This window comes from Glutamicibacter soli, assembly GCF_003309065.1.
Taxonomy (GTDB): Bacteria; Actinomycetota; Actinomycetes; order Actinomycetales; family Micrococcaceae; genus Glutamicibacter; species Glutamicibacter soli.
The window spans coordinates 338,890-362,971 of sequence record NZ_POAF01000001.1; the positions used below are offsets into that span (position 1 = coordinate 338,890).

The following is a 24,082-nucleotide window of genomic DNA, read 5'->3' on the forward strand; positions in this document are numbered from 1 at the left end:
CTCTTAATTGTGGCCACCCAAGCCATGAACTAAGAGCATGACTGATCGAACTGCACCCAGCAGATCTCATCGGCCTTGCATGAGTGACCTGCTGGAGCATTGTGAACTTACCTCAGATTCAACTGGAGAACGTGACGGTCAGCTACGACGACCGTGACGTGCTGACCAATCTCACGCTCGCACTCAACGAACAGCGCATCGGAATCATCGGTGCCAATGGTGCGGGAAAGAGCACCCTGTCCCGTCTGCTGAACGGATTGGTCCTGCCTACCACGGGCACCGTCCGCGTCGGCGAGCTCACCACGGCCAAGCATGCAAAGCAGATCCGGCGCGATGTGGGGTTCGTTTTCCAGAACCCCGCAAACCAGATCATCATGCCGCTGGTGGCCGAAGACATCGCCTTCGGATTGAAAAACCTCGGACTCGGAAAGCAGGAACGCCAGTTCCGCGTCGCCGACACCCTGGCGCAGCTGAACATCACGCATCTCGCGGAGCGTGAAAGCCATACCCTCTCCGGTGGAGAGCAGCAGATGGTCGCGCTGGCCGCTGTCATCGCGATGCAGCCGCGAACGATTGTCTTCGACGAACCGACCACCATGCTGGACTTGAAGAACCGGCTGGCATTCCAACGAGAAATCGCCCGGCTGGACCAGCGGGCCATCGTGGTCACCCATGACTTGGAGATCCTCGAGGACTTCGACCGGGTCGTGGTGGTCACCGACGGCGGCATCGGATTCGACGGGGCTCCGGACCAGGCCATCGCCCACTACCGTCAGTGGAGCCACGCATGATCGCGGCGAAAAATACGTCGTGGCTGTCCAGAACCCCCGCGGGATGGAAGTTCGGAACCCTGCTGGCGATCAGCATCAGCCTGTATCTGATCTCCTCCTGGCAGGTGCTGCTGGCCTTGCTGCTCGTGAGCATCGCCACCCTGGTATCGGCCCGGGTGGACTTCAAGCAGCTGCGCATGCCGCTGGTAACGCTGGCCGCCATCCTTGCCGTGGTGCTGATCCTGCTGGGAATCCAAACAGGCTGGCTCAACGCAACCATCGCGGTGCTGCGCTTGCTCACCATGTGCATATTCGCCTATTCGGTCAGCCTGACCACGAGTTTCGACGCCATGCTGGAGCTGTTCCAGAAGGTCGCTTCTCCCCTGCGCGTTCTCGGCGCCAATCCGGCGCAGATCGCGTTGGCCCTGTCCATGGCCATCCGGTTCATCCCGGAGCTCAAACGCGTTTATCTTGAGGTCCGCGAGGCGCAGCACGCCCGCGGTCTGGGCAACAACCCGCTCGCGGTAAGCGTCCCGCTGGTCATTCGATCCCTGAAAATCGCGGACGAGACCGCCGAAGCGCTCGACGCCCGCGGCTATGATTCCGCACCGGCACGGCACCACCGGCTCTAGCCGCCCCACCACCCTTCATCGCCTTCACCCGTCTCTAGGAGTACCCATGTCCACCACCACCGCCCCCTCCCAAACACGCAATACCGTGTACGTCGCAGTCTTCGCGGCGATGATCGCCGCAATGGGACTGGTTCCGCCCATCACCCTGGGCGTCATCCCGGTGCCGATCACCCTGCAGACCCTGGGCGTCATGCTCGCCGGCGCCATGCTGGGCCCTTGGCGCGGTTCCTTGGCGTCGCTGGTCGTGATCGTGCTCTCCGTGGCAGGACTGCCGCTGCTGGCCGGAGGCCGCGGCGGGTTGGGTGTGCTGTTGGGCCCAACCGGCGGCTACCTGGTCGGATGGTTCTTCGGCTCGCTGGTCATCGGTGCGCTGTTCAAGTACTGGGTGATCCGCATGCAGTCCAAGCTCCTGCAGCTGGTGTCCGGCCTGGTTGCCACCATCCTCGGCGGCATCGTGGTGATCTACCTGTTCGGCGTCCCGTGGACCGCGGTTGTCACCGGTCTCGACCTGAAGACCTCGCTGGTCGGCTCCCTCGCATTCCTGCCCGGTGACCTGCTCAAGGCAGTGGTGGCCACGCTCGTCGCCCTGACCGTCCACCGCAGCTACCGCGGACTGCTGAAGTAACCTCGTGGATCTCTCGCTTGCCGTGGAGCATTGGGCTCGAAGCACGCCGGACCGGATCGCAGTGGCCTCCGCCAAGGAGGAACTGACCTTCGGCCAGCTGATGCTTCGGGCCCAAGGTCTATCCACGCGCCTTCGCCGGCACCCGGGCCTGCGCGTGGGCATCCATACCCAGGACCCGGTGGCCATGGCGGTCGGGTTCCATGCGGCGGTTCTGGCCGGAAAGTCGCTGGTTGTCCTCGATCCAGCCTGGCCGCAGGAACAGCTAGCAGCAACCGCCCGACGGCTGGGAGCCGCCTTGGTGGTCACCGCCCCGGAGCACGCAGCTGTGCTCCAAAACCTTGGTTTCTCCACCCATTCGGTTCCAGTTGACGGCGCAGGTCCCCTGCACCCGGTCCGGCCGGCCTCTGCAGAGCGCGAACTGCTGGTCATCTGCACCTCCGGATCCAGCGGCGAGCCCAAGGCGATCGTGCGCAGCCAGGGCTCATGGCAGCAGTCGCTGTCCTCGGGCGCCGCGATCCTCGGCGCAGTTCCCGCCGCGCTCACCCTATGCCCCGGGCCGATATCCCATGGGCTCGGACTGTACGCGCTGGTCGAATCGCTGCATACCGGTGGAACCCTGCTGGCCAGCGGACGCTGGAACACCGATACTGCCCGCACCCTGCTTGGAAGGTACGCCTGTACCCGCATCGTCTCGGTCCCAACGATCATCCAGCGGCTGCTCGATGCGTCCCCCGACGGCGCACTGGACTCGCTTACCACGGTGGTCAGCGGCGGTGAACCGCTGCCCGCCCCCACGGTGGAGACGATTTTCACCGATACCCCTGCGACGGCCTGCACCGAATACTACGGCAGCTCGGAGCACAGCCTGATTGCCTACCGCCACCGCGAACCAGGCGAAGAGCCCGCCGGAAACTTCATTGGCATTCCGTTCCACGGGGTGAAGGTGCACATCCACCGTGAGGAGGGCGCTTCGCCCGGGGGCGCGATCTTCGTAGACAGCCCGTTCAACGCCGAAGGCTACGATTCTTCCGGCGCCGTGTGCATCAATCGGTGCGGAGCCTCCACCAGCGTCGGCGACCTCGGGCGGCTGCTCGACGATGGCCGATTGGAACTTCACGGACGCGGCGGAGCGATGCTCAACCTCAACGGCAATAACGTGCATCCGGGTGAAATCGCGCAGGCCTTCGCACGGCTTGGCCTGGCGGACGTGCGGATCCGCATGTCCTTGCGCGGCGGCAGCAAAACGCTGCTGGCCTACACCTGCACGGAACCGCAGCCGGGCCCGGAGCTTGCCGGCCGGCTGCGCGAGCTGCTGCCGAGCTACAAGATCCCCCGCGAACTGGTATTTCTTGAACGCTGGCCGATGACTTCCAGCGGAAAGATCGCCGACGCCGAACTTCCCGATTCGGGTATTCCCGACCTAGCGAAGGTGGCCCTGAGATGAATCACGCCTACATTATCGGCGCCGCGCGCACTCCGATTGTCCGCGCAGGCAAGGAGTTCACCCGGATCACCGCGGACAGGTTGCTCGGGACCGTGGTCGATGCGCTGCTGCAACGCACGGGCATTGCACCCCAGGCCGTGGACCATGTTTATGCCGGCAACGCCGCCGGACCGGGCGGGAACATTGCCCGGGTTGCGGCTCTCGCCTCGGCGCTGCCGCAGACGGTTCCGGCCACCAGCGTGGATGCGCAGTGCGCCAGCGGACTGGAATCCATCGCGGCGGCGGCGCGCATGATCCGCTGCGGCGAAGCGGACCTGGTGATTGCCGGAGGTGTTGAATCCGCGAGCACCGCGCCGTGGCGCGTGGAGAAGCAGACCGATCCCATGATGCAGCCGCGGCTCTATTCGCGGGCGCGCTTCACGCCAGTTCCCGATCCGGACCCGGACATGGGAGTCGCGGCGGAGAATATCGCGCAGCGCTACGGCATCAGCCGGCAGCGGCAGGACAAGTTCGCGTTGGACAGCCACCGCAAGGCGCTGCAGGCCATGGAATCCGGGGCATTCAGCGCCGAGCTTGTGGGCATCCCGACTTCAGGCGGGCTGGTCGAGGCCGACACCTGCCCGCGCCCGGGGCTCACCCCGCGCAAGCTCGCAGCGCTCAAGCCCGCCTTCGTGCCTGGAGGCAGCGTCACAGCGGGCAACGCCTGCCCGATCAACGACGGCGCGGCCGCGGTCGTGCTGACCAGCGAGCGGATGCTCGAACAGCTGGAACCTGACTTTGCCCTGCGCTACCTCGGCGCGGCCTCCGGAGCGAGCGATCCGGAAATCCTCGGCATGGCGGCGACGCCCGCCTACCGGAATCTGGTCCGCCTGCTCGGCGAGGATCCCACGCGCAGCGACGCGCTGATTGAATTCAATGAGGCGTTCGCGGTGCAGGCGCTGGCCTGCCTGGACGAATTGGGCATTGGCGAACACCGGGTGAACCGCCAAGGCGGAGCCTTGGCCCTCGGGCATCCCTACGGGGCCAGCGGAGCGGTCCTGGTCACCCGTTTATTCTGGCAGGCCCAGCAGGCCCCCACCCCGGGCCAGCGTGCCGTCGCGTTGATGGCCGCCGCAGGAGGCACCGGAAGCGCAGTCGCCTTCGAATCGATGCCCAGTAAGCAGGATTAGAGGTTGAAGCCCAGCGCGCGCATCTGGTCGCGGCCGTCTTCGGTGATGTGTTCGGGGCTCCATGGCGGCATCCAGACCCAGTTCAGGCGGTAGGCCTCGACGAGGCTCTGCAAGGCGTTTTCCACCTGGTCCTCGATGACCGGGGTCAGCGGGCAAGCCGCGCTGGTCAGCGTGATGTCGATGTCCAGGGCGCCGTCCTCGGCGAAGCGCAACCCGTACACGAGGCCCAGGTCAACGATGTTCACACCGAGTTCCGGGTCAATGACATCCCGCAACGCTTCTTCAATGTCCTCAATGGGCTTGGCAACCAGCTTGGCGGTTGCGTGCGTCGTTTCTGTCACGATTCTCTCCCCTGTCGCACTCTATGTGAGCTAGCCCTCACTGGAATACAGGGAACTATACGCACGGCTTCGCGCCGCCTGCCACCGCCAGTCCCACTGAGTCGAAATGGGCAGAGATTTTGCCCCTGCAGCCGTACCGCGAGCCGACAGCAGATGGCAATAGGCGCCGCACGAAACGAAATTCGTGCGGCGCCTTTGTGGCTCAGCTGTGACTAGATGTTGAACCCGAGGGCTCGCATCTGGTCGCGTCCGTCATCGGTGATCCGTTCAGGACCCCAAGGCGGCATCCAGACCCAGTTCAACCGGTGATCGTCGACGACGCTCTCCAACGCGGAGGCTACCTGCTCCTCGATGATGTCGGTCAGCGGGCAGGCGGCGGTGGTCAGGGTGAGGTCCAGGACCAGCGCGCCGTCTTCGGCGTACTTCAATCCGTAGAGCAGCCCCAGGTCGACAATGTTGACTCCGAGTTCCGGGTCAATGACGTCCTTCAGTGCTTCTTCGACGTCCTCCAGCGGAGTAGTCGTGGAGCCCTTGCTCTGTTCCGTAGCTTCGCTCATGGGAACTTTCCTAACTAGGCGTTGACGTTCAGGTAACGGTCGTAGCCTTCTTCTTCCAGGCGGTCGGCAAGCTCCGGGCCGCCCTGTTCAGCGATCTTGCCATCCACGAACACGTGCACGAAGTCCGGCTTGATGTAGCGCAGGATGCGGGTGTAGTGGGTGATCAGCAGGGTGCCCATCTGGTTCTCCTCCTGGGCGCGGTTGACGCCCTCGGAGACGATCTTCAGTGCGTCGACGTCCAGGCCGGAGTCGGTCTCGTCCAGCACGGCGAACTTCGGCTTGAACAGTTCCAGCTGCAGGATCTCGACGCGCTTCTTCTCGCCGCCCGAGAAGCCCTCGTTCACGTTGCGCTGTGCGAAGTCGGCATCGATCTTCAGCTTGCCCATGGCTTCCTTGACGTCCTTGGTCCAGGTACGCAGCTTCGGGGCTTCGCCGTCGATAGCGGTCTTGGCGGTGCGCAGGAAGTTGGTCATGGTCACGCCCGGAACCTCGACCGGGTACTGCATGGCCAGGAACAGGCCTGCCTTGGCGCGCTCGTCAACGCTCATCTCCAGCACGTCTTCGCCGTCCAGGGTGATCGAACCACTGGTGACGTTGTAGCGCGGGTGACCGGCGATGGTCGACGCCAGGGTCGACTTGCCCGAACCGTTGGGGCCCATGATTGCGTGGGTCTCATTGGTGTTGATGGTCAGGGTTACACCCTTGAGGATTTCCTTGGAGCCCTGCTCGGTGTCGATCGAGACGTGCAGGTCCTTGATTTCCAGAGTAGACATACGTCGTTCCGTTTCTTTCTAAAAGCTGATGAAGACAGGCACTGACTAGTTGTCAGTTGCAGCCAGTTCGGATTCGATGGTCTCGGTCAGACGCTCCTGCAGAGCTTCGTCGCCGATCTGCTGAACGATTTCGTTCAGGAAGCCGCGAACCACCAGGCGGCGTGCGGTCTTCTCGTCGATGCCGCGGGCCATCAGGTAGAACAGGTGCTCATCGTCGAAACGGCCGGTGGTCGATGCATGTCCCGCACCGTCGATCAAGCCGGTTTCGATTTCCAGGTTCGGCACCGAGTCGGCGCGTGCGCCGTCGGTCAGCACCAGGTTGCGGTTCGCTTCGTAGGAGTCGGTGCCCACGGCGGCCTTCTGGATCAGCACGTCGCCGACCCATACGGTGTGCGCGTCCTTGCCCTGCAGCGCACCCTTGTAGAGCACGTTGGACTTGCAGTTGGCCACGGCGTGGTCAACGAACAGGCGGTGCTCCTGGTGCTGGCCGGCATCGGCGAAGTACAGGCCGTACAGCTCGATCTCGGCGCGTTCGCCGGTGAAGCGTGCCGACGGGTTCACGCGCACCAGGTCGCCACCGAAGGTGACGGCGATGTGCTTGAACGATGCACCGGCGGCAACCAGCGCCTGCTGCGAGGAAGCATGGACGGCGTCGTTCTCCCAGGCCTGCAGCGAGATCACGGTCAGGCGGGCGTCGGCACGGACATCGAATTCGATGTTCTGCGCCAGCACGGCGGAGCCGACGTGGTCCAGGATGATGGTTGCTTCGGTGTTCTCCTCGGCAACCACGATGATGTGCTGGGCGGCGGCATCCAGCGACTCGCCGGTGATGCGCAGGGTGGCCTGCACGCCTTCGGCGCCCTTCGGAACGGTGACGACCTGCGAGCTGGAAGCGTACTTCCAGGCGTTGGCCGAGACGCGGTCATCCGGGGTGTGGGCGATGCCGTTGAGCACGTCATCGGCGGCGACCTCGGTCAGCACGACTGCATCGCTGCCGGTCAGCTCGACCTTCGGGGCGACACCGGTCAGCTCGTCGGTGTGCAGGCCCTTCAGGCGCTTGAGCGGGGTGAAGCGCCAGTCCTCTTCGCGGCCGGTCAGCTTGGCGAAGTCCTCGACGTTGTAGCTGGTCAGACGGCCTGCACGCGAGGAGTCCGGAACGCCTACGCCGCCGCCGTGGCTGTGCGCCTTCGATGAAGCGCCGCCCAGCGGGGAGCCGTTGGAGTCGTTGATCGGCGAAAGGTTTTCGCCCTCTTCGGTGAAACCGGGAATCGATGGTGCGCCGATGCGCGACTTCTCTTCCGGGATATGGGTGGTGGTCTCCGACATTCTTAGCCGACCGATCCTTCCATCTGAAGTTCAATAAGGCGGTTCAGTTCCAGCGCGTATTCCATTGGCAGTTCGCGCGCGATCGGCTCGACGAAGCCGCGCACGATCATTGCCATGGCCTCGTCCTCGGCCAGGCCGCGGGACTGCAGGTAGAACAGCTGTTCCTCGGAAACGCGGGAAACGGTTGCCTCATGGCCCATGGTCACGTCGTCCTCGCGGACGTCGATGTACGGGTAGGTATCCGAACGCGAAATCTGGTCAACCAGCAGCGCGTCGCAGACGACCGAGTTCTTGGTGCCCTTGGCGCCTTCCTGCACCTGGACCAGGCCGCGGTACGCCGAGCGGCCGCCGTTGCGGGCTACCGACTTGGCCACGATGGCGCTGGAGGTGTTCGGGGCGATGTGGACCATCTTCGAACCGGTGTCCTGGTGCTGGCCCTCGCCGGCGAAGGCGATGGACAGGGTCTCGCCCTTGGCGTGCTCGCCGACCAGGTAGACGGCCGGGTACTTCATGGTGACCTTGGAACCGATGTTGCCATCGACCCATTCCATGGTGGCGCCCTCTTCGCAGACGGCGCGCTTGGTCACCAGGTTGTACACGTTGTTCGACCAGTTCTGGATCGTGGTGTAGCGAACGCGGGCGTTCTTCTTCACGACGATCTCGACCACTGCGGAGTGCAGCGAGTCGGACTGGTAGATCGGGGCGGTGCAACCCTCGATGTAGTGGACGTAGGAGCCCTCGTCGGCGATGATCAGGGTGCGCTCGAACTGACCCATGTTTTCCGTGTTGATGCGGAAGTAGGCCTGCAGCGGGATCTCCACGTGGACGCCCTTCGGGACGTACACGAAGGAACCGCCCGACCAGGTCGCGGTGTTCAGCGAAGCGAACTTGTTGTCGCCAGCCGGAATAACCGAACCGAAGTACTCCTTGAAGATATCTTCGTGTTCCTTCAGGCCGGTGTCGGTGTCAAGGAAGATAACGCCCTGGGCCTCAAGGTCCTCACGCAGCTGGTGGTAGACGACCTCGGACTCGTACTGCGCGGCAACACCGGAAACCAGACGCTGCTTCTCAGCCTCCGGGATACCCAGCTTGTCGTAGGTGTTCTTGATGTCCTCGGGCAGGTCGTCCCAGCTGGTGGCCTGCTTCTCGGTGGAACGCACGAAGTACTTGATGTTGTCGAAGTCGATGCCCGAGAGGTCTGGACCCCAGGTCGGCATCGGCTTGCGGTCGAAGTACTTCAGTGCCTTCTGGCGGAGGTTCAGCATCCATTCCGGCTCGTTCTTCAGAGCGGAGATGTTAGCTACTACATCCTTGTCGACACCGCGGCGCGCGTTGGCTCCGGCGTCGTTCTTATCGGCCCAGCCGAATTCGTAATTACCGATTCCCTGGAGTTCAGGGTTCTTTTCCAGAATCTCGGAAATTACACCTGGGTCTGCAGACTCCTGTGCAATCTGATCCGTCATCGCGGCCTCTCCTGCTTCGTGAACTGAATTCGAGTTCTCTTCTCGGCGCGCATTGGCGCCTTTTCACGCCCCACAGGGATGTGGGTCGTGCACACGTGTCCGCCTCCGGCCAAGGTTGAGAGCCTACGCACATCAACCCCGATCAAGCGGGCGAACATTTCGGTTTCCATGTCGCAAAACACCGGAAACTCCCGTGCCAAGTCTTGTATTGGGCAGTGCCCCTGGCAAAGCTGGACGCTATGCATCAGGGCCGTAGCCACCTTGGTGTCGACCTTGCGGGTGTACCCGACAAAGCCGTCCGTGCTGAGCAGTTCGCTCAAAACGTCAGCCCGGGCTTCCAGGCCTTCCACGCCGGCCAGGGCCTTGGCGTAGCGGTCTTCCATCGCCGCAAACCGATCGCGGGCAAACTTGCGGATCGCATCCTCGCCGGCTGCCTCACCGAGCACCTTCAGTGCATCGGTGGCGATTTCCAAGTAATCGTTGCCAAGCTTGGCCTGCCCTCGGTGCGAGAGCACGTATCTGCGGGACGGGCGGCCAGCACCCGTCTTCTGGTTGGCCACGAGCTTTACCTCGACGAGCCCTGCCTTGGACAGGGCGTCAAGATGACGGCGGACCGCCGCGGGTGTGAAGCCAAGCTTGCTGCCAAGCTCGGCTGCACTGACCGGCCCATCTTCGAGAACAGCGTTCAGGACCCGGTCGCGCGTGCGTTCCTCTGTATCACCCGCAGCGCCGGCGACGACGCTGGTCGAGCTACTCACTGAGTTTGAATTAGATGAATACACAACACAATCATGCGTATATTTTCGCGATCAGTCTAGTAAGGAAGGACTTACTAAGGACGGGCTTTCCCGCCTAGAAGATACGCGGTTTTCGAACTGCTTCTAACATATTCAATTCTCTCGCGTTGGCGCCGACAACTCGAGTGATGGTGACCAACCACTCAGGCTGGAGAGTTCGACATGACGTAGAATGCTGTGGTGTCTTCTGTAACCCCCAGCCTCGTCATTAATGAGCTGGCCAAAGATTTAGGTCCAGTTCCGGCCCTGGATAATCGCATGCTGCGAGTCCTGGAATCGGTCTCGCTCAAGGCCTACCCGGGGCAAATCACCACGCTGCTGGGCTCCAACGGCGCCGGCAAGTCCACGACCCTGGCCTGCGCCCAGGGACTGATGCGTCCGGATGGCGGTTCCATCGAACTGCTGGGCCAGGACCCCTACGGCGACAACCCGGAACTTCGGGCACGCGTCGGCGTCATGCTGCAGGACGGCGGGCTCCCCCCGTCGATGCGGCCGGTGCCGCTGCTGCGCCATGTCGCTTCGCTCTACCGGAACCCGGTGGACATCGACGCGTTGATCCAACGCCTGGATCTGGAATCCTTCGGATCGCGTAATATTCGCCGCCTCTCGGGCGGCCAGAAGCAGCGGGTGGCATTGGCTCTGGCCCTGGCCGGAGATCCGGAAGTGCTGTTCCTCGACGAACCGAGCGCCGGACTCGATCCGCAGTCCCGGCAAGTCGTTTTCGACCTGATCTCGGAGCTGCGCGACGCCGGCAAGGCGATCGTGCTGACCACGCACCTCATGGATGACGCGCAGCGCCTGAGCGATTACGTGTACATCATCGACAAGGGCTGCACCGTTGCGCAGGGCACCGTCTCGGAGCTCATCGCCAGGGCGGAAGAGGGCCACGATGCACGTCCGGTCTCATTCAGCGCCACTGCAGGGCTCGCACTCCCCCAACCACCGCTTGGCCTGTACCTTGCGGAGACCTCGGCCGGACAGTACCGCTTGGACGGCGTGACGACCCCCGAACACCTGAACTGGCTGACCAGCTGGTGGGCCAGGGAATCGATCCTGCCGACCCAATTGAACTTGCAGTCACGCAGCTTGGAAGATGTTTTCCTCGAGTTTGCGCAGAAGGAGGAACAGGCATGACCCAGGTCAGCACCGAGTCCAACGCGGTTTCACCGCTCAAGCGCATCCTGATCCAGGGCAAGTACGAAGCGCTCCAGATGCTCAGCAACGGCGAGCAGCTGATCCTGGCCGTGGTCATGCCGATGATCGCCCTCTTTGTCCTGACGTTCACGGATCTGATTTCGGATATCGCCGAGCGCACCATTGATGCAGCGGTGCCCGGAGTCCTGGCGTTGTGCGTCATTTCCACCGCATTCACCGGCCAGGGCATCGGCACCGGGTTCGACCGCCGCTATGGGGTGCTGAGAATGTTCTCCACCACCCCGCTGGGCAAAACAGGACTCATTTTCGGCAAGGTCATCGCCGTGCTGACCGTGCTGGTGATCCAGGCGGTCCTGATCAGCGCCGTGGCGCTGCTGCTGGGCTGGCAGCCGAATCCCTGGGGCATTATTCCCGGGATCCTCTTCCTGCTCCTGGGCGCCGCGGCCTTCACCTCCCTGGGTTTGCTGATCGCCGGAACCGTCCGCCCGGAAGCGACGCTGGCCATCACCAACCTGGCCTGGATCCTGCTCGCAGGCGCCGGCGGCGTCCTCTATCCGCTGAGCATGGCCCCGGAATGGCTGCAGCCCACCTTGAGCGCACTGCCGTCGGCAGCCCTGGGCGATGCCATGCGCGATGCACTGATCGACGGGCACTTCAATTCTCCCGGACTGATCTTCCTGGTGCTGTGGGCCGCTGCCGGCTCATTCGCTGCTATCAAGAAGTTCAAATGGAACTAACCACCACACCAAGCCAAAAGGGATGATTCTCATGTCTTCAGACCTAGCCGCAAAGAGCTGGGCCGATAAGCTGCCGACGAAGGTAACCCGCCTCGTTCACGGTCTGGCGATCGCATCACTGATCTCCCAGATTGGCATCATCGTCACCGGTGGCGCAGTACGCCTGACCAAGTCAGGCTTGGGCTGCTCGCAGTGGCCGAACTGCGTGCCCGGTTCCATGACCCCGGTCCCAGAGATGGGTATCCACGGCCTGATCGAGTTCGGCAACCGACTGCTGACCTTTGTCCTTCTGGTCATTGCCATCGCTTTCCTGGTTTCGATCTGGAATATGCGCAAGACCCACTCCACCTTGTACAAGCTGGGACTGGTGCTGCTGATCGGCATTCCTGGCCAGGGTGTCATCGGCGGCATCACCGTGCTGACCGGCCTAAACCCGTGGGTTGTCTCGCTGCACTTCCTGCTCTCGGCATCGCTGGTCGCTTTGGCCACCATCCTGGTCAACCGCACCCGCCGCGAACTCAAGCGTGACGAAGCGCCGGCCACGACCAAGGCCATCGCGCAGGTCGGCACCCTGGTGCTGCTTCTGGCGAGCATCGCCATCATCATGGGCACCATCGTCACCGGCACCGGCCCGCACGCGGGGGACGCCGATGCACCGCGCCACCTGTTTGATCCGCGCATCGTCACCCCGCTGCATACCGGTCCGGTGTACCTGCTGATCCTCGCGACCATCGCCTTCATGGTGCTCGCCTACCGCACGTCCAACAATCCGAAGCTTCGTGCGGCCGGCTGGTGGATGGTTGTTGTCATCCTGGTCCAGGGAGCCATCGGCTACATCCAGCACTTCAACGGCCTGCCGGTCGTCCTGGTGCTGCTGCACATGCTCGGAGCCAGCATGCTCATGGTCGCAGCGACCAACGTCTGGGATCGTTCGAGCCTGATGCCGAAGTCCGCGCGCATCGACCAGGACTAGTTCCCTTCCCCTGCGACGACGGGCGGCTCCCAACGTATTGTTGGGAGCCGCCCGTTGTTTATGCGCAACTTTTCCTAGGCCTTTTGCGCGGGTTGGAGCCGCAGCAACCCTGCCAGCCCGGCAAAGAAATAGATCGTCCCCGCGATCCAGAAGCCGAGCACCAGCATACCCATGTCGAAGACCGACGCGACCAGCAACAGCGCACCGCACGCCGCCAAGACCCAGTAGGCTGCGCGCAGGCCCAGAATCGCTCCCACGGCGGCCAGGACCAAAACCGCCAGCACTGTAATCCCCAGCACCCCGGTCTCCACGGTTCCGGTGGCCAGGCCAGCCAGCAGCGCCGCGGCAGGGACTCCCGCTGCTAGCCCGGCAGTCATCCGCAAGGGCAGGTGCCTGCGGCCCTGAGCCCGCTGTTGCCGAGGGTAGGATACTCCAACGATCATCCACGCGGCCACGATCAGCGGCAGGTAGAAGACTCCGAGGTTGAAGCCGATCACGAAGGGCAATGCCGTCACGATCACCGCAGCGACCGTCCTGCAGATGCGTGCAGCTGGGGATTTCATCATGGATCCCGCCGCAACCATGAGGCCTGGAAGCAGGAAGAGCAGCATCAAACCCGCTCCGAATCGGGTGCTCGCATCGTAGTTAATCGCGCTCGAATGCAACCAATCCGGCCAGAATTCATCAACATTCAAGGACGGGTAGATCCACGTGTCGACCACTGCGGCCAGCACTCCCGCCGCAAGTGCAATGAAGCCCAGAACCTTGCGCTTCGCGCGTTGCTCCATTTCCACGGCTCCATCGGCGAAGTCCGCCTGGACCTCGGCGGCGATGGCCTGAACCGGCCCGAGGCCGGCGATGATCTGGTCATCGCTGCGGCCGCGTTCCCTGGCTTCGTCGATATGCTCCGCAAGGTCGGCGACGACTGCTTCGCGCCGCGCTGGAGGAACCTTCCGCAACTCGTGGTCGAGCGCTTCCAGATACTTGCCTACAGCACCATGGTTCTCAGTCATGTTCATGTCGTCTCCCGAGTAGTTCGCCTACTTGCCCAGATATTTCGTTCCATACCGCATCGAATTGACGCAGGTGCGATGCTCCCCGATCGGTCATCGCGTAATACTTCCTCCGCCGGCCGGTATCGCTTTCCTCCCACCGAGTGGTCACCAGGTCCGCAGTTTTCATCCGCGCCAGCAAGGGATAGAGGCTTCCCTCGCTGGCCGTCAGATTGCGCTCTACCAGCTCATCGGCGAGCTCAAGGCCGTACTTGTCTCCTTGCGCCAGCAAAGCCAGCACGCAGTATTCCAAGACGCCCTTGCGGATATTCGTCGCAATCTTCTCGCCCTGTTCTTCCATGCTTGGAACCTTACCTTGCATAACAAGACTTGCATAGTAGGGCAAGGTTCGTTTCTGTTGCGAATCGGCGTTAAAACAAGCATCCGGCACTGAATCAAATGATTCAGCACCGGATGCTTGAAGCGCGGGAGAAGTCCTAGCCGAAAAGCGGGCTTCCCACGAACGGGTCGATGGCCAAGGCCAGGAACACGATCGAAAGGTAGGTGATCGAGATGTGGAAGACCTTCATGGCCTTGCGGTTGACCTCGGCTGGCTTGTGGTCGCGTTGCGCCTCGCGGTAGAGCACATGGGATTCGTAGACGAACCACGCGCCGGCGCCGCCAGCGATCGCCGTGTAGACGATTCCCGCGTCACCCAGCGGCACGAGCAGCAGCGAGCACACCACGGTGGCCCATGCGTAGAGCACAACCTGAACGGAAACGCGGCGCGCATTGGCGATGGCACCCAGCATTGGAACCGATGCCGCGTTGTAGTCGTCCGCGTACTTCATGGACAGCGGCCAGTAGTGCGGCGGGGTCCACAGGAAGATCACCAGGAACAGGATGATCGCAGGCCATTCGATGGTTTCCTTGACGGCCGCCCAAGCGATGAGCACAGGCATGCACCCGGCAATACCGCCCCAGACGATGTTCTGCGCGGTGCGGCGCTTGAGAATCATGGTGTACAGAACGACGTACAGCAGGATCGCCGCAAGCCCCAGCGCGGTGGTCAGCGGGTTGGTTCCCACCCAGAGCACCACCAGCGAAGCGATAGCCAGGGTCCACGAGAAGATCAGCGCTTCCTTGGGCGTCAGGTCGCCGGTAACCAGCGGACGGCCCTTGGTTCGCTTCATGAGCTTGTCCATGTCGCGATCGATGTAGCAGTTGAATGCGCCCGAAGCGCCAGCGGCCATGGCACCGCCAACAATGGTGGAAACCATGAGCCAGACCGGAGGGAATCCGCGCTGGGCAAAGATCATGGTTGGAAGCGTGCTCACCAACAGCAACTCGATCACGCGAGGCTTGGTCAGTGCGAGGTAGGCACTGGCCTTGCGCTTCAGAAAGTCGCCGGTGGATTCATCAGGCTGGCGCGATGCGCGTGGCACTGACAAGTCGGCGACACTTTGAGTCTTCAATTAAACGCACTCAGTTCTTCGCAGGGTACAAGGACAGACACAACCATTCTACGTGTTATAGAAATTGAAAGAAACTCTCCCCAATCAGGGATTCGGCCGAAACAAGGTGATTTGAGTCAACATGGCGTCTCATGCAGGTCAAGCGCGCGCCCACTGGCACACGATCAACAGACCATCGCTGAACGCAAAGTCCATGCCGCAACATTGCTGGCGAACCCAAGCGCTTCAACAAATGGATTCGCCCCGCGCAACGGATCCGCCGCCGCGCGACGCCAAAGCAGGTCATGAAATCCGCCCGTCGACATCATCCCGCCCGCACCCAGCCACCCGATGGGCCGGAAAATCATTGGAACCCGATCGCATTGGCCATTAACCAACAAAATTCAAACATAGTGGGCTGTTCACGCACAAATTATAGATCTTGTTCAAAGGTTCCCGTTCCTTGGTATGGAGACGATGCGGCACGCCGCTGCCGTACGCTGACCAAACCGCTCGCCACGTCTTCCCGGACACGATTCGTCCAGTCCGATCAGCCCGACGAGCCGCTCCTGAACTGCCGGCAACGGGCACAAAACGCGCCGGCAAACGCAACGAGTTGCTCGCGGTTACAAATCTTTGGGTGTCATCTTGCTTAACCCGCGCATCAAATGGGCGTTTCGCGATAGAGTTGAACCTGATTGCGCCGTCGCGACCAATGACCCCTCTAAGCTCGAACACCGGGTACATAGGACCGACGGCGTATTGCGTGTCAGCGGGAGTATTTCTCCCGTCCAAGCCTGAATGGAAGGAACGCCGCAGTGGCGACTGAATCCTTAGTAGAAGAGTTCTCCCTCACCGAGTTGGACCGTAAAGCCATTGACACCACCCGTGTCCTGGCGGCAGATGCTGTTGAAAAAGTAGGCAACGGCCACCCCGGCACCGCCATCAGCTTGGCCCCTGCTGCCTATCTGATCTTCCAGAAGCACCTGCGCCACGATCCGAAGGACCCGAACTGGATCGGCCGCGACCGCTTCATCCTTTCCCCAGGCCATACCTCGCTGACCCTGTACCTGCAGCTGTTCCTCTCCGGCTACGGCCTGGAAATGGAAGACATCGCCGCCCTGCGCACCTGGGGCGCCAAGACCCCCGGCCACCCGGAGTTCGGCCACACCGCCGGCGTCGAGATCACCACCGGCCCGCTGGGCCAGGGCCTTGCCTCCGCCGTGGGCTTCGCCTACTCCCAGCGCCGCATGCGCGGGTTGCTGGATCCCGACGCACCGGCCGGCACCAGCCCGTTCGACCACACCATCTACGTCATTGCCTCGGACGGCGACCTCCAGGAAGGCGTCACCTCCGAAGCCTCCTCGCTGGCAGGCCACCAGGAACTGGGCAACCTCGTCGTCATCTACGACGACAACAAGATCTCCATCGAAGACGACACCGACATCGCCTTCACCGAAGACGTCCTGGGCCGCTACGCAGCCTACGGCTGGCACACCCAGCGCGTGGACTGGACCGAAACCGGCGAATACGTCGAAGACGTCGCCGCCCTGGATGCAGCCATCCGCGCCGCCAAGGCAGAGACCGGCCGCCCGTCGATCATCTCGCTGCGCACCATCATCGGCTGGCCATCGCCGACCAAGCAGAACACCGGCGGAATCCACGGTTCCAAGCTCGGTGGCGAAGAAGTCGCCGGCCTGAAGAAGGCCCTGGGCTTCGACACCGAGAAGACCTTCGCCATCGAGGACGAGGTGCTGGCCCACGCGCGCCAGACCGTCGTCCGCGGCGCCGCCGCCCACGAAGCCTGGAACAAGGACTTCGACGCATGGAAGGCAGCCAACCCGGAAAGCGCCGCGCTGCTGGCCCGCCTGGAATCCGGCCAGCTGCCCGAGGGGTGGACCGAGAAGCTGCCGGTCTTCGAACCCGGCTCCACCATGGCCACCCGCGCCGCCTCCGGCAAGGTCATCAACGCGATCGCCGATGAGCTGCCCGAGCTGTGGGGCGGCTCGGCCGACCTGGCCGGCTCGAACAACACCACCATCGACACCGCCAAGTCCTTCGCGCCCGAACGCCGCTCGACCGACTCCTGGTCGGCCAGCCCGTACGGCCGCGTGCTGCACTTCGGCATCCGCGAGCACGCCGCAGCCTCGATCGTCAACGGCATCGTGCTCTCCAGCCCCACCCGCGCGTTCTCCGGCACCTTCCTGATCTTCTCGGACTACCAGCGCCCGGCCATCCGCCTGGCCGCGCTGATGGGCGTCCCGTCGATCTTCGTATGGACCCACGACTCGATCGGCCTCGGCGAAGACGGCCCAACCCACCAGCCGGTGGAGCAGCTGGCCAGCCTGCGCGCCATCCCGAACTTCGACGTGATCCGCCCGGCGGACGCTAACGAGGTCGCCTACGCCTGGCGCGGCATGCTGGAGCTGACCGGCACCCCGTCCGGCATCGTGCTTTCCCGCCAGAACCTGCCGATCTACGACCGTTCGGCAGCAGGCTTCCGCTCCGCCGAAGGCACCCTGAAGGGCGGCTACGTGCTGGCCGAAGCGGTGCGCGACGGCGCCGAGGTCACCCCCGACGTCATCCTGATCGCCACCGGCTCCGAGGTCGAGCTGGCAGTGGAGGCCCGCGGGGAGCTGGCAGCCAAGAACATTGCCGCTCGCGTCGTCTCGCTGCCGAGCCACGAATGGTTCGCCAAGCAGGATGCCGCCTACCGCGAATCGGTGCTGCCCGCAGCCGTCGCCGCCCGCGTCTCGGTTGAGGCCGGCGTGGCCCAGGGCTGGCGCGAGCTGGTCGGCGCCCATGGCGAAATCGTCTCGCTGGACCACTTCGGCGCCTCCGCCGACTACAAGAAGCTCTACTCGGAGTTCGGCATCACCACCGCAGCCGTGGTGGCCGCCGCCGAAACCTCCGTCCAGAACGCCGCCAACTAAGGAACTCAAGCACACATCATGAGCAACCCCAACACCCAGGCACTGTCCGACGCCGGAGTATCCATCTGGCTCGATGACCTGTCCCGCGAACGACTCACCAGCGGATCGCTGGCTGCGCTGATCGAAGAGAAGAACGTCGTCGGCGTGACCACCAACCCCGCGATCTTCGCCGCCGCGCTGTCCAACGCCGAGGTCTACGGCGATGCCATCGCCGCGCAGCGCCACCACTCGGTGGAAGACGCGATCACCGAAATCACCAGCGACGACGTCGCCGCCGCCTGCGACCTGTTCAAAGGCGTCTACGAGTCGAGCAAGGGCTTCGACGGCCGCGTGTCCATCGAGGTGGACCCGCGCCTGGCCCACGAGACCGCACCGACCATCGCGCAGGCCAAGGCCCTGTACGAGCGCGTGGACCGCGAGAACGTGCTGATCAAGATCCCCGCCACCGTTCAGGGTCTGGAAGCCATCAGCGAGACCATCGCCGAGGGCATCAGCGTGAACGTCACCCTGATCTTCTCGCTGGAACGCTACCGCGAGGTCATCAACGCCTACCTGATCGGCCTGGAGAAAGCCCACGCCAAGGGCCTGGACCTGTCCAAGATCCACTCGGTCGCCTCCTTCTTCGTCTCCCGCGTGGACACCGAGATCGACAAGCGCCTGGACGCCCTGGGCACCGAGGCCGCCGCGGCGGTCCGCGGCCAGGCCGGCGTGGCCAATGCCCGCCTGGCCTACCAGGTCTTCGAGGAATCCTTCACCTCGGCCCGCTACGAGGTGCTGGCCAACGCCGGCGCCAACGTGCAGCGCCCGCTGTGGGCCTCCACCGGCGTGAAGGACCCCGCCTACCCGTCCACCCTGTACGTCACCGAGCTGGTGGCGCCGCAGACCGTGAACACCATGCCGGAGAAGACCCTGGACGCCACCGCGGCCGAGGCCGAGGTGCGCGGCAACGCGATCGCCGGCACCTACGACGCCGCCAACCGCGTACTGGACAAGCTCGCGGCCCTGGGCATCGACTACAACGAGATCGTGGACCTGCTGGAGGTCGAGGGCGTGAAGAAGTTCGAGGACGCCTGGAACGAGCTGCTCGAGGACATGTCGGTGGCCCTGAAGGGAGCAAAGTAGATGGAACTGGGTCTGGTCACCTCCGGCGACGCCCTGAAGTCAGTCGACGAGCTGCTTCCGCAGCTGATCGAGGCCCGCATCGGCAGCCGCATCGCGGCGCAGGACCCCACCATCTGGGGCCCGGCCGCGGAAGCCGAATCCGCCATCCGCCTGGGCTGGGTCAACCCCTTCGAGGCCGCCGAGCAGCTGCTCCCGGCCATCCTCCAGCTGCGCGAGCAGCTGCAGTCCGAGGGCCTGACCCGCATCGTGCTGTGCGGCATGGGCGGCTCCTCGCTGGCCCCCGAGGTCATCGCCGCGCACGACGAGGTGGACCTGGTCATCTGCGACACCACCGACCCGGCCATGCTGCGCCCGATCCTCGCAACTGACCTGGAGCGCACCGTAGTGGTCGTGGCCTCGAAGTCCGGCTCCACCGTGGAGACCGACTCGCAGCGTCGCGCCTTCACCGCCGCCTTCCAGGCCGCCGGCATCGACCCGGCAACCCGCCTGGTGCTGGTCACCGACCCGGGTTCCCCGATGGACAACCCCGAGGGTGTGCGCGCGGTCTTCAACGCCGACCCGAACGTGGGCGGGCGCTACTCCGCGCTGACCGCCTTCGGCCTGGTGCCTTCGGGCCTGGCCGGCGCCGACATCGAGGCGCTGATCGAGGAAGCCGGCCTGCTGCACGACGTGCTGGCAACCGACGACGAGGACAACCTGGCCCTGCACCTGGGCGCTGCCATGGCCACCGCCGGGCGCGACAAGCTGGTCATTGCCGGCGTGGGCGACGCGCTGCCGGGCTTCGGCGACTGGGCCGAGCAGCTCATCGCCGAATCCACCGGCAAGGACTCCAAGGGCGTGCTGCCGGTGGTGGCGCACCCCGGGGCCCCGGAGCTGCGCGAGCCGGCCGCCGACGTGCTGCCGCTCTACGTCTACGATCAGCTGCCCGAGGACATCGACGAGGAGGCCACTGCGGTGCACTTCAGCGCCCCGCTGGGCACCTCCTTCATGATCTTCGAGTATGCCACCGCCGTGGCCGGCTACCTGCTGGGCATCAGCCCCTTCGACCAGCCGGACGTGGAAGCCGCCAAGGTCGCCGCCCGTTCGCTGCTCGACGCCCCGGCCGCGTCCGCCCCGGATGCAGTGGACGGCTCCGTTGAGCTGTTTGGCACCTCGGCCGCCACCCTGGCCGGCGCGCTGGACGAGCTCACCGCCGCGCTGCCGGACGACGGCTACCTCGCGGTGCAGGCCTACCTCGACCGCAATGGCGACGCGGATCTCGAAGGCCTGCGCGACGCGCTGGCCGCCAAGACCGGCCGCCCGGTGACCTTCGGCTGGGGCCCGCGCTTCTTGCACTCCACCGGCCAGTACCACAAGGGCGGACCTGCCCAGGGCGTGTTCCTGCAGGTCACCGCGGACCACCACGAGGACCTGGAAATCCCGGGCCGCCCCTACAGCTTCGGCGGGCTGATCTCCGCCCAGGCCAGCGGCGACGCCGGGGTGCTCTCCGATGCGGCGCACAACCGCCCGGTGCTGCGCGTGAACCTCACCGACCGCAAGGCCGGCATCGCGGCCCTGCTCGAGGCGGCGAAGTAGCCGCAGATGAGCAATCCACTACGCGACGCCCGCGACCGGCGGCTTAACCGCATCGCCGGTCCGGGCGCGCTGGTGTTCTTCGGAATCACCGGCGACCTTGCTCGCAAGAAGCTGATGCCGGCGGTCTACGACCTCGCCAGCCGCGGCCTGCTGCCCCCGAACTTCGCCATCGTCGGCTTCGGCCGCCGCGACTGGTCCGCGCAGGACTTCGCCGCCCAGGCGCGCGAATGGATCCTGGCCAGCTCCCGCACCCCGTTCAACGAGACGGTGTTCGCGCAGCTGGCCTCCGGCATGCGCTTCATCTCCGGCGCCTTCGACGACGACGACGCCTACGAGCAGCTCTCCGCCACCCTGGACGAGCTGGCAGAGACCCGCTCCACCGGACGCAACCACGCGTTCTACCTGTCCATCCCGCCCAGCTGGTTCGACGTGGTCTGCGAAAAGCTCTCCGAGCACAAGCTGGCCAACGACGCCAACGAGGGCTGGGAGCGCGTGGTCATCGAGAAGCCCTTCGGCCACGACCTGGCCAGCGCGCGCGAGCTGAACGAGATCGTCGAGTCGGTGTTCCCGCCGGACGCCGTATTCCGCATCGACCACTACCTGGGCAAGGAGACGGTGCAGAACCTGCTGGCGCTGCGCTTCGGCAACCAGATGTTCGAGCCTTTGTGGAACAACAAGTACGTGGACCACGTGCAGATCACCATGGCCGAGGACATCGGCATCGGCGGGCGCGCGAGCTACTACGACGGCGTGGGCGCGGCCCGCGACGTCATCCAGAACCACCTGTTGCAGCTGCTGGCGCTGACCGCCATGGAGGAGCCCATCAGCTTCGACGCGGACCACCTGCGCAGCGAGAAGGAAAAGGTGCTCGCAGCGGTCAAGCTGCCGCAGGACCTGGGCGCGGCTTCGGCGCGCGGCCAGTACACCTCCGGCTGGCAGGGCGGCGAGGAGGTTGTCGGCTTCCTGGACGAGGAGGGCTTCAATCCCAAGTCCAAGACCGAGACCTACGCGGCGATCAGGCTGAACATCAACACCCGCCGCTGGGACGGGGTGCCGTTCTACCTGCGCGCCGGCAAGCGCCTGGGACGCCGCGTCACCGAGATCGCGGTGGTGTTCAAGAAGGCCCCGAACCTGCTGTTCACCGACCACAAGGACGACGAGTTCGGGCAGAACGCGTTCGTGATCCGGGTGCAGCCAGACGAAGGCGCGACCATCCGCTTCTCCTCCAAGGTGCCCGGCACCCAGATGGAGATCCGCGACGTGACCATGGACTTCGGCTACGGCAACGCGTTCACCGAATCTTCCCCGGAGGCCTACGAGCGCCTGATCCTGGACGTGCTGCTGGGCGAGCCTCCGCTGTTCCCGCGCCATGAAGAGGTCGAGCAGTCCTGGCGCATCCTGGATCCCTTCGAGGAGTATTGGGCGGCCCAGCCCGAGCAGCCGGACCCCTACGCCCCTGGTTCCTGGGGCCCCGCCAGCAGCGACGAACTGATGGCCAAGGATGGAAGGACGTGGCGACGCCCATGATGATCGAACTTCCCAACACGACCACTTCCAAGGTCGCCAAGAAGCTGATCTCCTCGCGCCGCACCCACGGCGTGGTGGCGCTCTCCCGCGTCCTGACCCTGGTGGTCATCACCCGCGAGGGCTTCGCGGAGAACGCCATCGAGGCCGCCAACCTCGCAAGCCGCGAGCACCCCTGCCGCATCATCGTGGTGGTGCGCGGCTCCGCGCAGGGCGAGAACCGCCTGGACGTGCAGATCCGCGTGGGCGGCGACGCCGGCGCCTCGGAGGTCATCGTGATGCGCACGCACGGCCCGGACATGGAGGCCGACGAGGCGCTGATCTCCGCGCTGCTGCTGCCCGACGCGCCGATCGTGGCCTGGTGGCCGCACGGCGTGCCGGTCGACCCGGCCGCCACCGCGCTGGGCAAGATCGCGCACCGCCGCATCACCGACTCCGGCGAGACGACGGACCCCACCGCGGCGCTGTTCAGCCGCGTGGCGACCTACCGCGCCGGCGACACCGACCTGGCCTGGACCCGCCTGACCCTGTGGCGCGCCCAGCTGGCGAGCATCATCGACCTGGTGGGCACCGAGGGCCTGACCAGCATCACCGTGAAGGGTTCGGAGAACTCCCCCTCCACCACGCTGCTGGCAGCCTGGCTGACCATGTGCCTCGACGTGCCGGTCACCATCGCCGCTGACAAGTCCACCGCGGGCCTGTCCTCGGTGCGGCTCTCCCGCGAGGGCGGCGACGTGGAACTCTCCCGCCCCTCGGGTCCCGTGGCTCATCTGTACCTGCCGGGCTCCGCTCCGCAGCGCATCTCGCTGCCGCGCCGCTCGGTGGCCGAATGCCTGGCCGAGGAGATGCGCCGCCTGGATGCGGACGACGTCTTCGGCGAGGTCATCACCCGCGGCCTGGCCCTGACCAACCTGAGGAGCATCCGTTCAAGTGATCGCTAGACAGATCGTCATCCACGAGGACCTGGCAGCCACCGCGCACGGCATCGCCGCCCGGCTGGTCACCTCGATCGCCGACGCCATTGCCGCCCGCGGGGTGGCGCACGTGGTGCTGACCGGCGGCTCGCTGGGCATCGCCACGCTGGCCGCCGTGGCGGAGAATCCCGCCCGCGTGAGCGTGGACTGGTCGAAGGTGCACTTCTGGTGGGGCGACGAGCGCTTTGTCCCCGCCGATTCGGCGGACCGCAATGCCGGACAGGCGGAGGTGCTGTTCGCGGCTCTTGACCAGCTGGGACTGGACCGCGAGACCGTGCACGCCATGGGCTCCACCGACCAGTACGACTGCGCCGAGGACGCGGCGGCCGCCTACACGGCCCTGCTGGCCCAGGAGGCTCCGGAAGGCGCCGCGAGCCCGGCCTTCGACGTGCTGATGCTGGGCATGGGCCCGGATTCGCACGTGGCATCCCTGTTCCCGAACCACACCAGGTCGGCCGAGCTGGGAGCGATTGCGATCCACGACTCCCCCAAGCCTCCGCCGCACCGCGTGTCGCTGACCATGGGCACCATCAACTCGGCCCGCGAGGTCTGGCTGCTGGTGGCCGGGGCGGAGAAGGCTCCGGCCTTGGCCGCCGCGCAGCACGAGGTCAACGAAGCCGCCGTGCCCGCCAGCGCGGTGCAGGGAACGCAGGCCACCCGCTGGCTTGTGGACCGCGCCGCCGCCACGCTGCTCTAAAACGCGTTATCCGCCGATGCCGCCAACACCAGCTGTTGGCGGCATCGGC

The 24,082-nt window shown here is 64.8% G+C and carries 23 protein-coding genes; 14 read left to right on the plus strand and 9 right to left on the minus strand.

Features of this window, described 5'->3' with window-relative positions; genetic code table 11:
• Positions 1-101 precede the first annotated feature (101 nt).
• The 5 genes from C1H84_RS01625 to C1H84_RS01645 are packed head-to-tail and all read left to right on the plus strand — an operon-like array spanning position 102 to position 4,640.
• A complete protein-coding gene (locus C1H84_RS01625) occupies positions 102-791 on the plus strand; it encodes an energy-coupling factor ABC transporter ATP-binding protein (protein ID WP_082344783.1) in 690 nt (229 codons plus the stop codon).
• The gene (locus C1H84_RS01630) at positions 788-1,402 is read left to right on the plus strand and encodes an energy-coupling factor transporter transmembrane component T family protein (protein ID WP_113606375.1); all 615 of its coding nucleotides are present in this window, start codon (positions 788-790) and stop codon (positions 1,400-1,402) included. Before C1H84_RS01625 ends, C1H84_RS01630 begins: the two co-directional genes overlap by 4 nt.
• 46 nt (positions 1,403-1,448) lie before the next feature.
• Positions 1,449-2,027 (plus strand): biotin transporter BioY, encoded by a 579-nt coding sequence (locus C1H84_RS01635; RefSeq protein WP_047119321.1) that lies wholly within the window; start codon positions 1,449-1,451, stop codon positions 2,025-2,027.
• 4 nt (positions 2,028-2,031) lie between these two features.
• Complete coding sequence (locus C1H84_RS01640) at positions 2,032-3,471, plus strand: class I adenylate-forming enzyme family protein (RefSeq protein WP_113606376.1); 1,440 nt, start codon at positions 2,032-2,034, stop codon at positions 3,469-3,471.
• Positions 3,468-4,640: a thiolase family protein gene (locus C1H84_RS01645; RefSeq protein WP_113606377.1), complete on the plus strand. Its 1,173-nt coding sequence runs from the start codon at positions 3,468-3,470 to the stop codon at positions 4,638-4,640. The genes C1H84_RS01640 and C1H84_RS01645 overlap by 4 nt, the downstream gene beginning before the upstream one ends.
• Here C1H84_RS01645 and C1H84_RS01650 read toward each other — a convergent pair.
• The 6 genes from C1H84_RS01650 to C1H84_RS01675 all read right to left on the minus strand — a co-directional run bounded on the left by C1H84_RS01650 (position 4,637) and on the right by C1H84_RS01675 (position 9,858).
• Positions 4,637-4,981 carry a metal-sulfur cluster assembly factor gene (locus tag C1H84_RS01650; RefSeq protein WP_047119324.1) on the minus strand — a complete coding sequence of 115 codons (345 nt, stop codon included), beginning with the start codon at positions 4,979-4,981 and terminating at the stop codon, positions 4,637-4,639. The genes C1H84_RS01645 and C1H84_RS01650 overlap by 4 nt on opposite strands.
• Before the next feature lie 212 nt (positions 4,982-5,193).
• Complete coding sequence (locus C1H84_RS01655) at positions 5,194-5,538, minus strand: metal-sulfur cluster assembly factor (RefSeq protein WP_047119325.1); 345 nt, start codon at positions 5,536-5,538, stop codon at positions 5,194-5,196.
• A 14-nt stretch (positions 5,539-5,552) separates the two neighbouring features.
• On the minus strand, positions 5,553-6,311 hold the full coding sequence (sufC, locus tag C1H84_RS01660; RefSeq protein WP_047119326.1) for a Fe-S cluster assembly ATPase SufC: 759 nt from the start codon (positions 6,309-6,311) through the stop codon (positions 5,553-5,555).
• 45 nt (positions 6,312-6,356) lie between these two features.
• Positions 6,357-7,637 carry a Fe-S cluster assembly protein SufD gene (gene sufD, locus C1H84_RS01665; protein ID WP_113606378.1) on the minus strand — a complete coding sequence of 427 codons (1,281 nt, stop codon included), beginning with the start codon at positions 7,635-7,637 and terminating at the stop codon, positions 6,357-6,359.
• Between the two features lie 2 nt (positions 7,638-7,639).
• Positions 7,640-9,100, minus strand: a complete 1,461-nt coding sequence (gene sufB, locus C1H84_RS01670) for a Fe-S cluster assembly protein SufB (RefSeq protein ID WP_047119328.1) — start codon at positions 9,098-9,100, stop codon at positions 7,640-7,642.
• Positions 9,097-9,858: a helix-turn-helix transcriptional regulator gene (locus C1H84_RS01675; RefSeq protein WP_244910782.1), complete on the minus strand. Its 762-nt coding sequence runs from the start codon at positions 9,856-9,858 to the stop codon at positions 9,097-9,099. The genes sufB and C1H84_RS01675 overlap by 4 nt, the downstream gene beginning before the upstream one ends.
• Positions 9,859-10,077: 219 nt before the next feature.
• Here C1H84_RS01675 and C1H84_RS01680 point away from each other — a divergent pair, with 219 nt between their 5' ends.
• From C1H84_RS01680 to C1H84_RS01690, 3 genes are read left to right on the plus strand one after another with little or no spacing between them, the layout of a single operon-like run.
• On the plus strand, positions 10,078-11,031 hold the full coding sequence (locus tag C1H84_RS01680) for an ABC transporter ATP-binding protein (RefSeq protein ID WP_424572966.1): 954 nt from the start codon (positions 10,078-10,080) through the stop codon (positions 11,029-11,031).
• On the plus strand, positions 11,028-11,789 hold the full coding sequence (locus C1H84_RS01685; protein WP_113606380.1) for an ABC transporter permease: 762 nt from the start codon (positions 11,028-11,030) through the stop codon (positions 11,787-11,789). Before C1H84_RS01680 ends, C1H84_RS01685 begins: the two co-directional genes overlap by 4 nt.
• A 31-nt stretch (positions 11,790-11,820) precedes the next feature.
• A complete protein-coding gene (locus C1H84_RS01690; RefSeq protein ID WP_113606553.1) occupies positions 11,821-12,762 on the plus strand; it encodes a COX15/CtaA family protein in 942 nt (313 codons plus the stop codon).
• Between the two features lie 74 nt (positions 12,763-12,836).
• On the opposite strand, the gene C1H84_RS01695 is transcribed toward C1H84_RS01690, so the two are convergent.
• From C1H84_RS01695 to C1H84_RS01705, 3 genes are all read right to left on the minus strand, one after another.
• Complete coding sequence (locus C1H84_RS01695) at positions 12,837-13,775, minus strand: DUF1700 domain-containing protein (protein WP_181728008.1); 939 nt, start codon at positions 13,773-13,775, stop codon at positions 12,837-12,839.
• On the minus strand, positions 13,768-14,115 hold the full coding sequence (locus C1H84_RS01700; RefSeq protein WP_047120766.1) for a PadR family transcriptional regulator: 348 nt from the start codon (positions 14,113-14,115) through the stop codon (positions 13,768-13,770). The genes C1H84_RS01695 and C1H84_RS01700 overlap by 8 nt, the downstream gene beginning before the upstream one ends.
• A gap of 136 nt (positions 14,116-14,251) precedes the next feature.
• Positions 14,252-15,205 carry a heme o synthase gene (locus C1H84_RS01705; protein ID WP_047119334.1) on the minus strand — a complete coding sequence of 318 codons (954 nt, stop codon included), beginning with the start codon at positions 15,203-15,205 and terminating at the stop codon, positions 14,252-14,254.
• Between the two features lie 821 nt (positions 15,206-16,026).
• Between C1H84_RS01705 and tkt the strand changes: the two genes are divergently transcribed.
• The 6 genes from tkt to pgl are packed head-to-tail and all read left to right on the plus strand — an operon-like array spanning position 16,027 to position 24,033.
• The gene (tkt, locus tag C1H84_RS01710; protein WP_113606383.1) at positions 16,027-18,141 is read left to right on the plus strand and encodes a transketolase; all 2,115 of its coding nucleotides are present in this window, start codon (positions 16,027-16,029) and stop codon (positions 18,139-18,141) included.
• Between the two features lie 18 nt (positions 18,142-18,159).
• Complete coding sequence (gene tal / locus C1H84_RS01715) at positions 18,160-19,263, plus strand: transaldolase (RefSeq protein ID WP_047119336.1); 1,104 nt, start codon at positions 18,160-18,162, stop codon at positions 19,261-19,263.
• Positions 19,264-20,838 (plus strand): glucose-6-phosphate isomerase, encoded by a 1,575-nt coding sequence (locus C1H84_RS01720; protein WP_113606384.1) that lies wholly within the window; start codon positions 19,264-19,266, stop codon positions 20,836-20,838.
• A gap of 6 nt (positions 20,839-20,844) precedes the next feature.
• Entirely contained in the window at positions 20,845-22,365 is a 1,521-nt protein-coding gene (zwf, locus tag C1H84_RS01725) for a glucose-6-phosphate dehydrogenase (RefSeq protein ID WP_053798296.1), read from the plus strand.
• The gene (locus tag C1H84_RS01730; RefSeq protein WP_113606385.1) at positions 22,362-23,303 is read left to right on the plus strand and encodes a glucose-6-phosphate dehydrogenase assembly protein OpcA; all 942 of its coding nucleotides are present in this window, start codon (positions 22,362-22,364) and stop codon (positions 23,301-23,303) included. The genes zwf and C1H84_RS01730 overlap by 4 nt, the downstream gene beginning before the upstream one ends.
• Positions 23,293-24,033: a 6-phosphogluconolactonase gene (pgl, locus tag C1H84_RS01735; protein ID WP_113606386.1), complete on the plus strand. Its 741-nt coding sequence runs from the start codon at positions 23,293-23,295 to the stop codon at positions 24,031-24,033. The genes C1H84_RS01730 and pgl overlap by 11 nt, the downstream gene beginning before the upstream one ends.
• Positions 24,034-24,082 lie beyond the last annotated feature (49 nt).

Bases quoted from the DNA above. Each gene is read 5' to 3' on its own strand.
- C1H84_RS01630 (WP_113606375.1), top strand. From the start codon at position 788: ATGATCGCGGCGAAAAATACGTCGTGGCTGTCCAGAACCCCCGCGGGA.
- C1H84_RS01635 (WP_047119321.1), top strand. From the start codon at position 1,449: ATGTCCACCACCACCGCCCCCTCCCAAACACGCAATACCGTGTACGTC.
- C1H84_RS01645 (WP_113606377.1), top strand. From the start codon at position 3,468: ATGAATCACGCCTACATTATCGGCGCCGCGCGCACTCCGATTGTCCGC.
- C1H84_RS01655 (WP_047119325.1), bottom strand. From the start codon at position 5,538: ATGAGCGAAGCTACGGAACAGAGCAAGGGCTCCACGACTACTCCGCTG.
- sufC (WP_047119326.1), bottom strand. From the start codon at position 6,311: ATGTCTACTCTGGAAATCAAGGACCTGCACGTCTCGATCGACACCGAG.
- sufD (WP_113606378.1), bottom strand. From the start codon at position 7,637: ATGTCGGAGACCACCACCCATATCCCGGAAGAGAAGTCGCGCATCGGC.
- sufB (WP_047119328.1), bottom strand. From the start codon at position 9,100: ATGACGGATCAGATTGCACAGGAGTCTGCAGACCCAGGTGTAATTTCC.
- C1H84_RS01685 (WP_113606380.1), top strand. From the start codon at position 11,028: ATGACCCAGGTCAGCACCGAGTCCAACGCGGTTTCACCGCTCAAGCGC.
- C1H84_RS01690 (WP_113606553.1), top strand. From the start codon at position 11,821: ATGTCTTCAGACCTAGCCGCAAAGAGCTGGGCCGATAAGCTGCCGACG.
- C1H84_RS01695 (WP_181728008.1), bottom strand. From the start codon at position 13,775: ATGACTGAGAACCATGGTGCTGTAGGCAAGTATCTGGAAGCGCTCGAC.
- C1H84_RS01700 (WP_047120766.1), bottom strand. From the start codon at position 14,115: ATGGAAGAACAGGGCGAGAAGATTGCGACGAATATCCGCAAGGGCGTC.
- tal (WP_047119336.1), top strand. From the start codon at position 18,160: ATGAGCAACCCCAACACCCAGGCACTGTCCGACGCCGGAGTATCCATC.
- C1H84_RS01720 (WP_113606384.1), top strand. From the start codon at position 19,264: ATGGAACTGGGTCTGGTCACCTCCGGCGACGCCCTGAAGTCAGTCGAC.
- zwf (WP_053798296.1), top strand. From the start codon at position 20,845: ATGAGCAATCCACTACGCGACGCCCGCGACCGGCGGCTTAACCGCATC.
- C1H84_RS01730 (WP_113606385.1), top strand. From the start codon at position 22,362: ATGATGATCGAACTTCCCAACACGACCACTTCCAAGGTCGCCAAGAAG.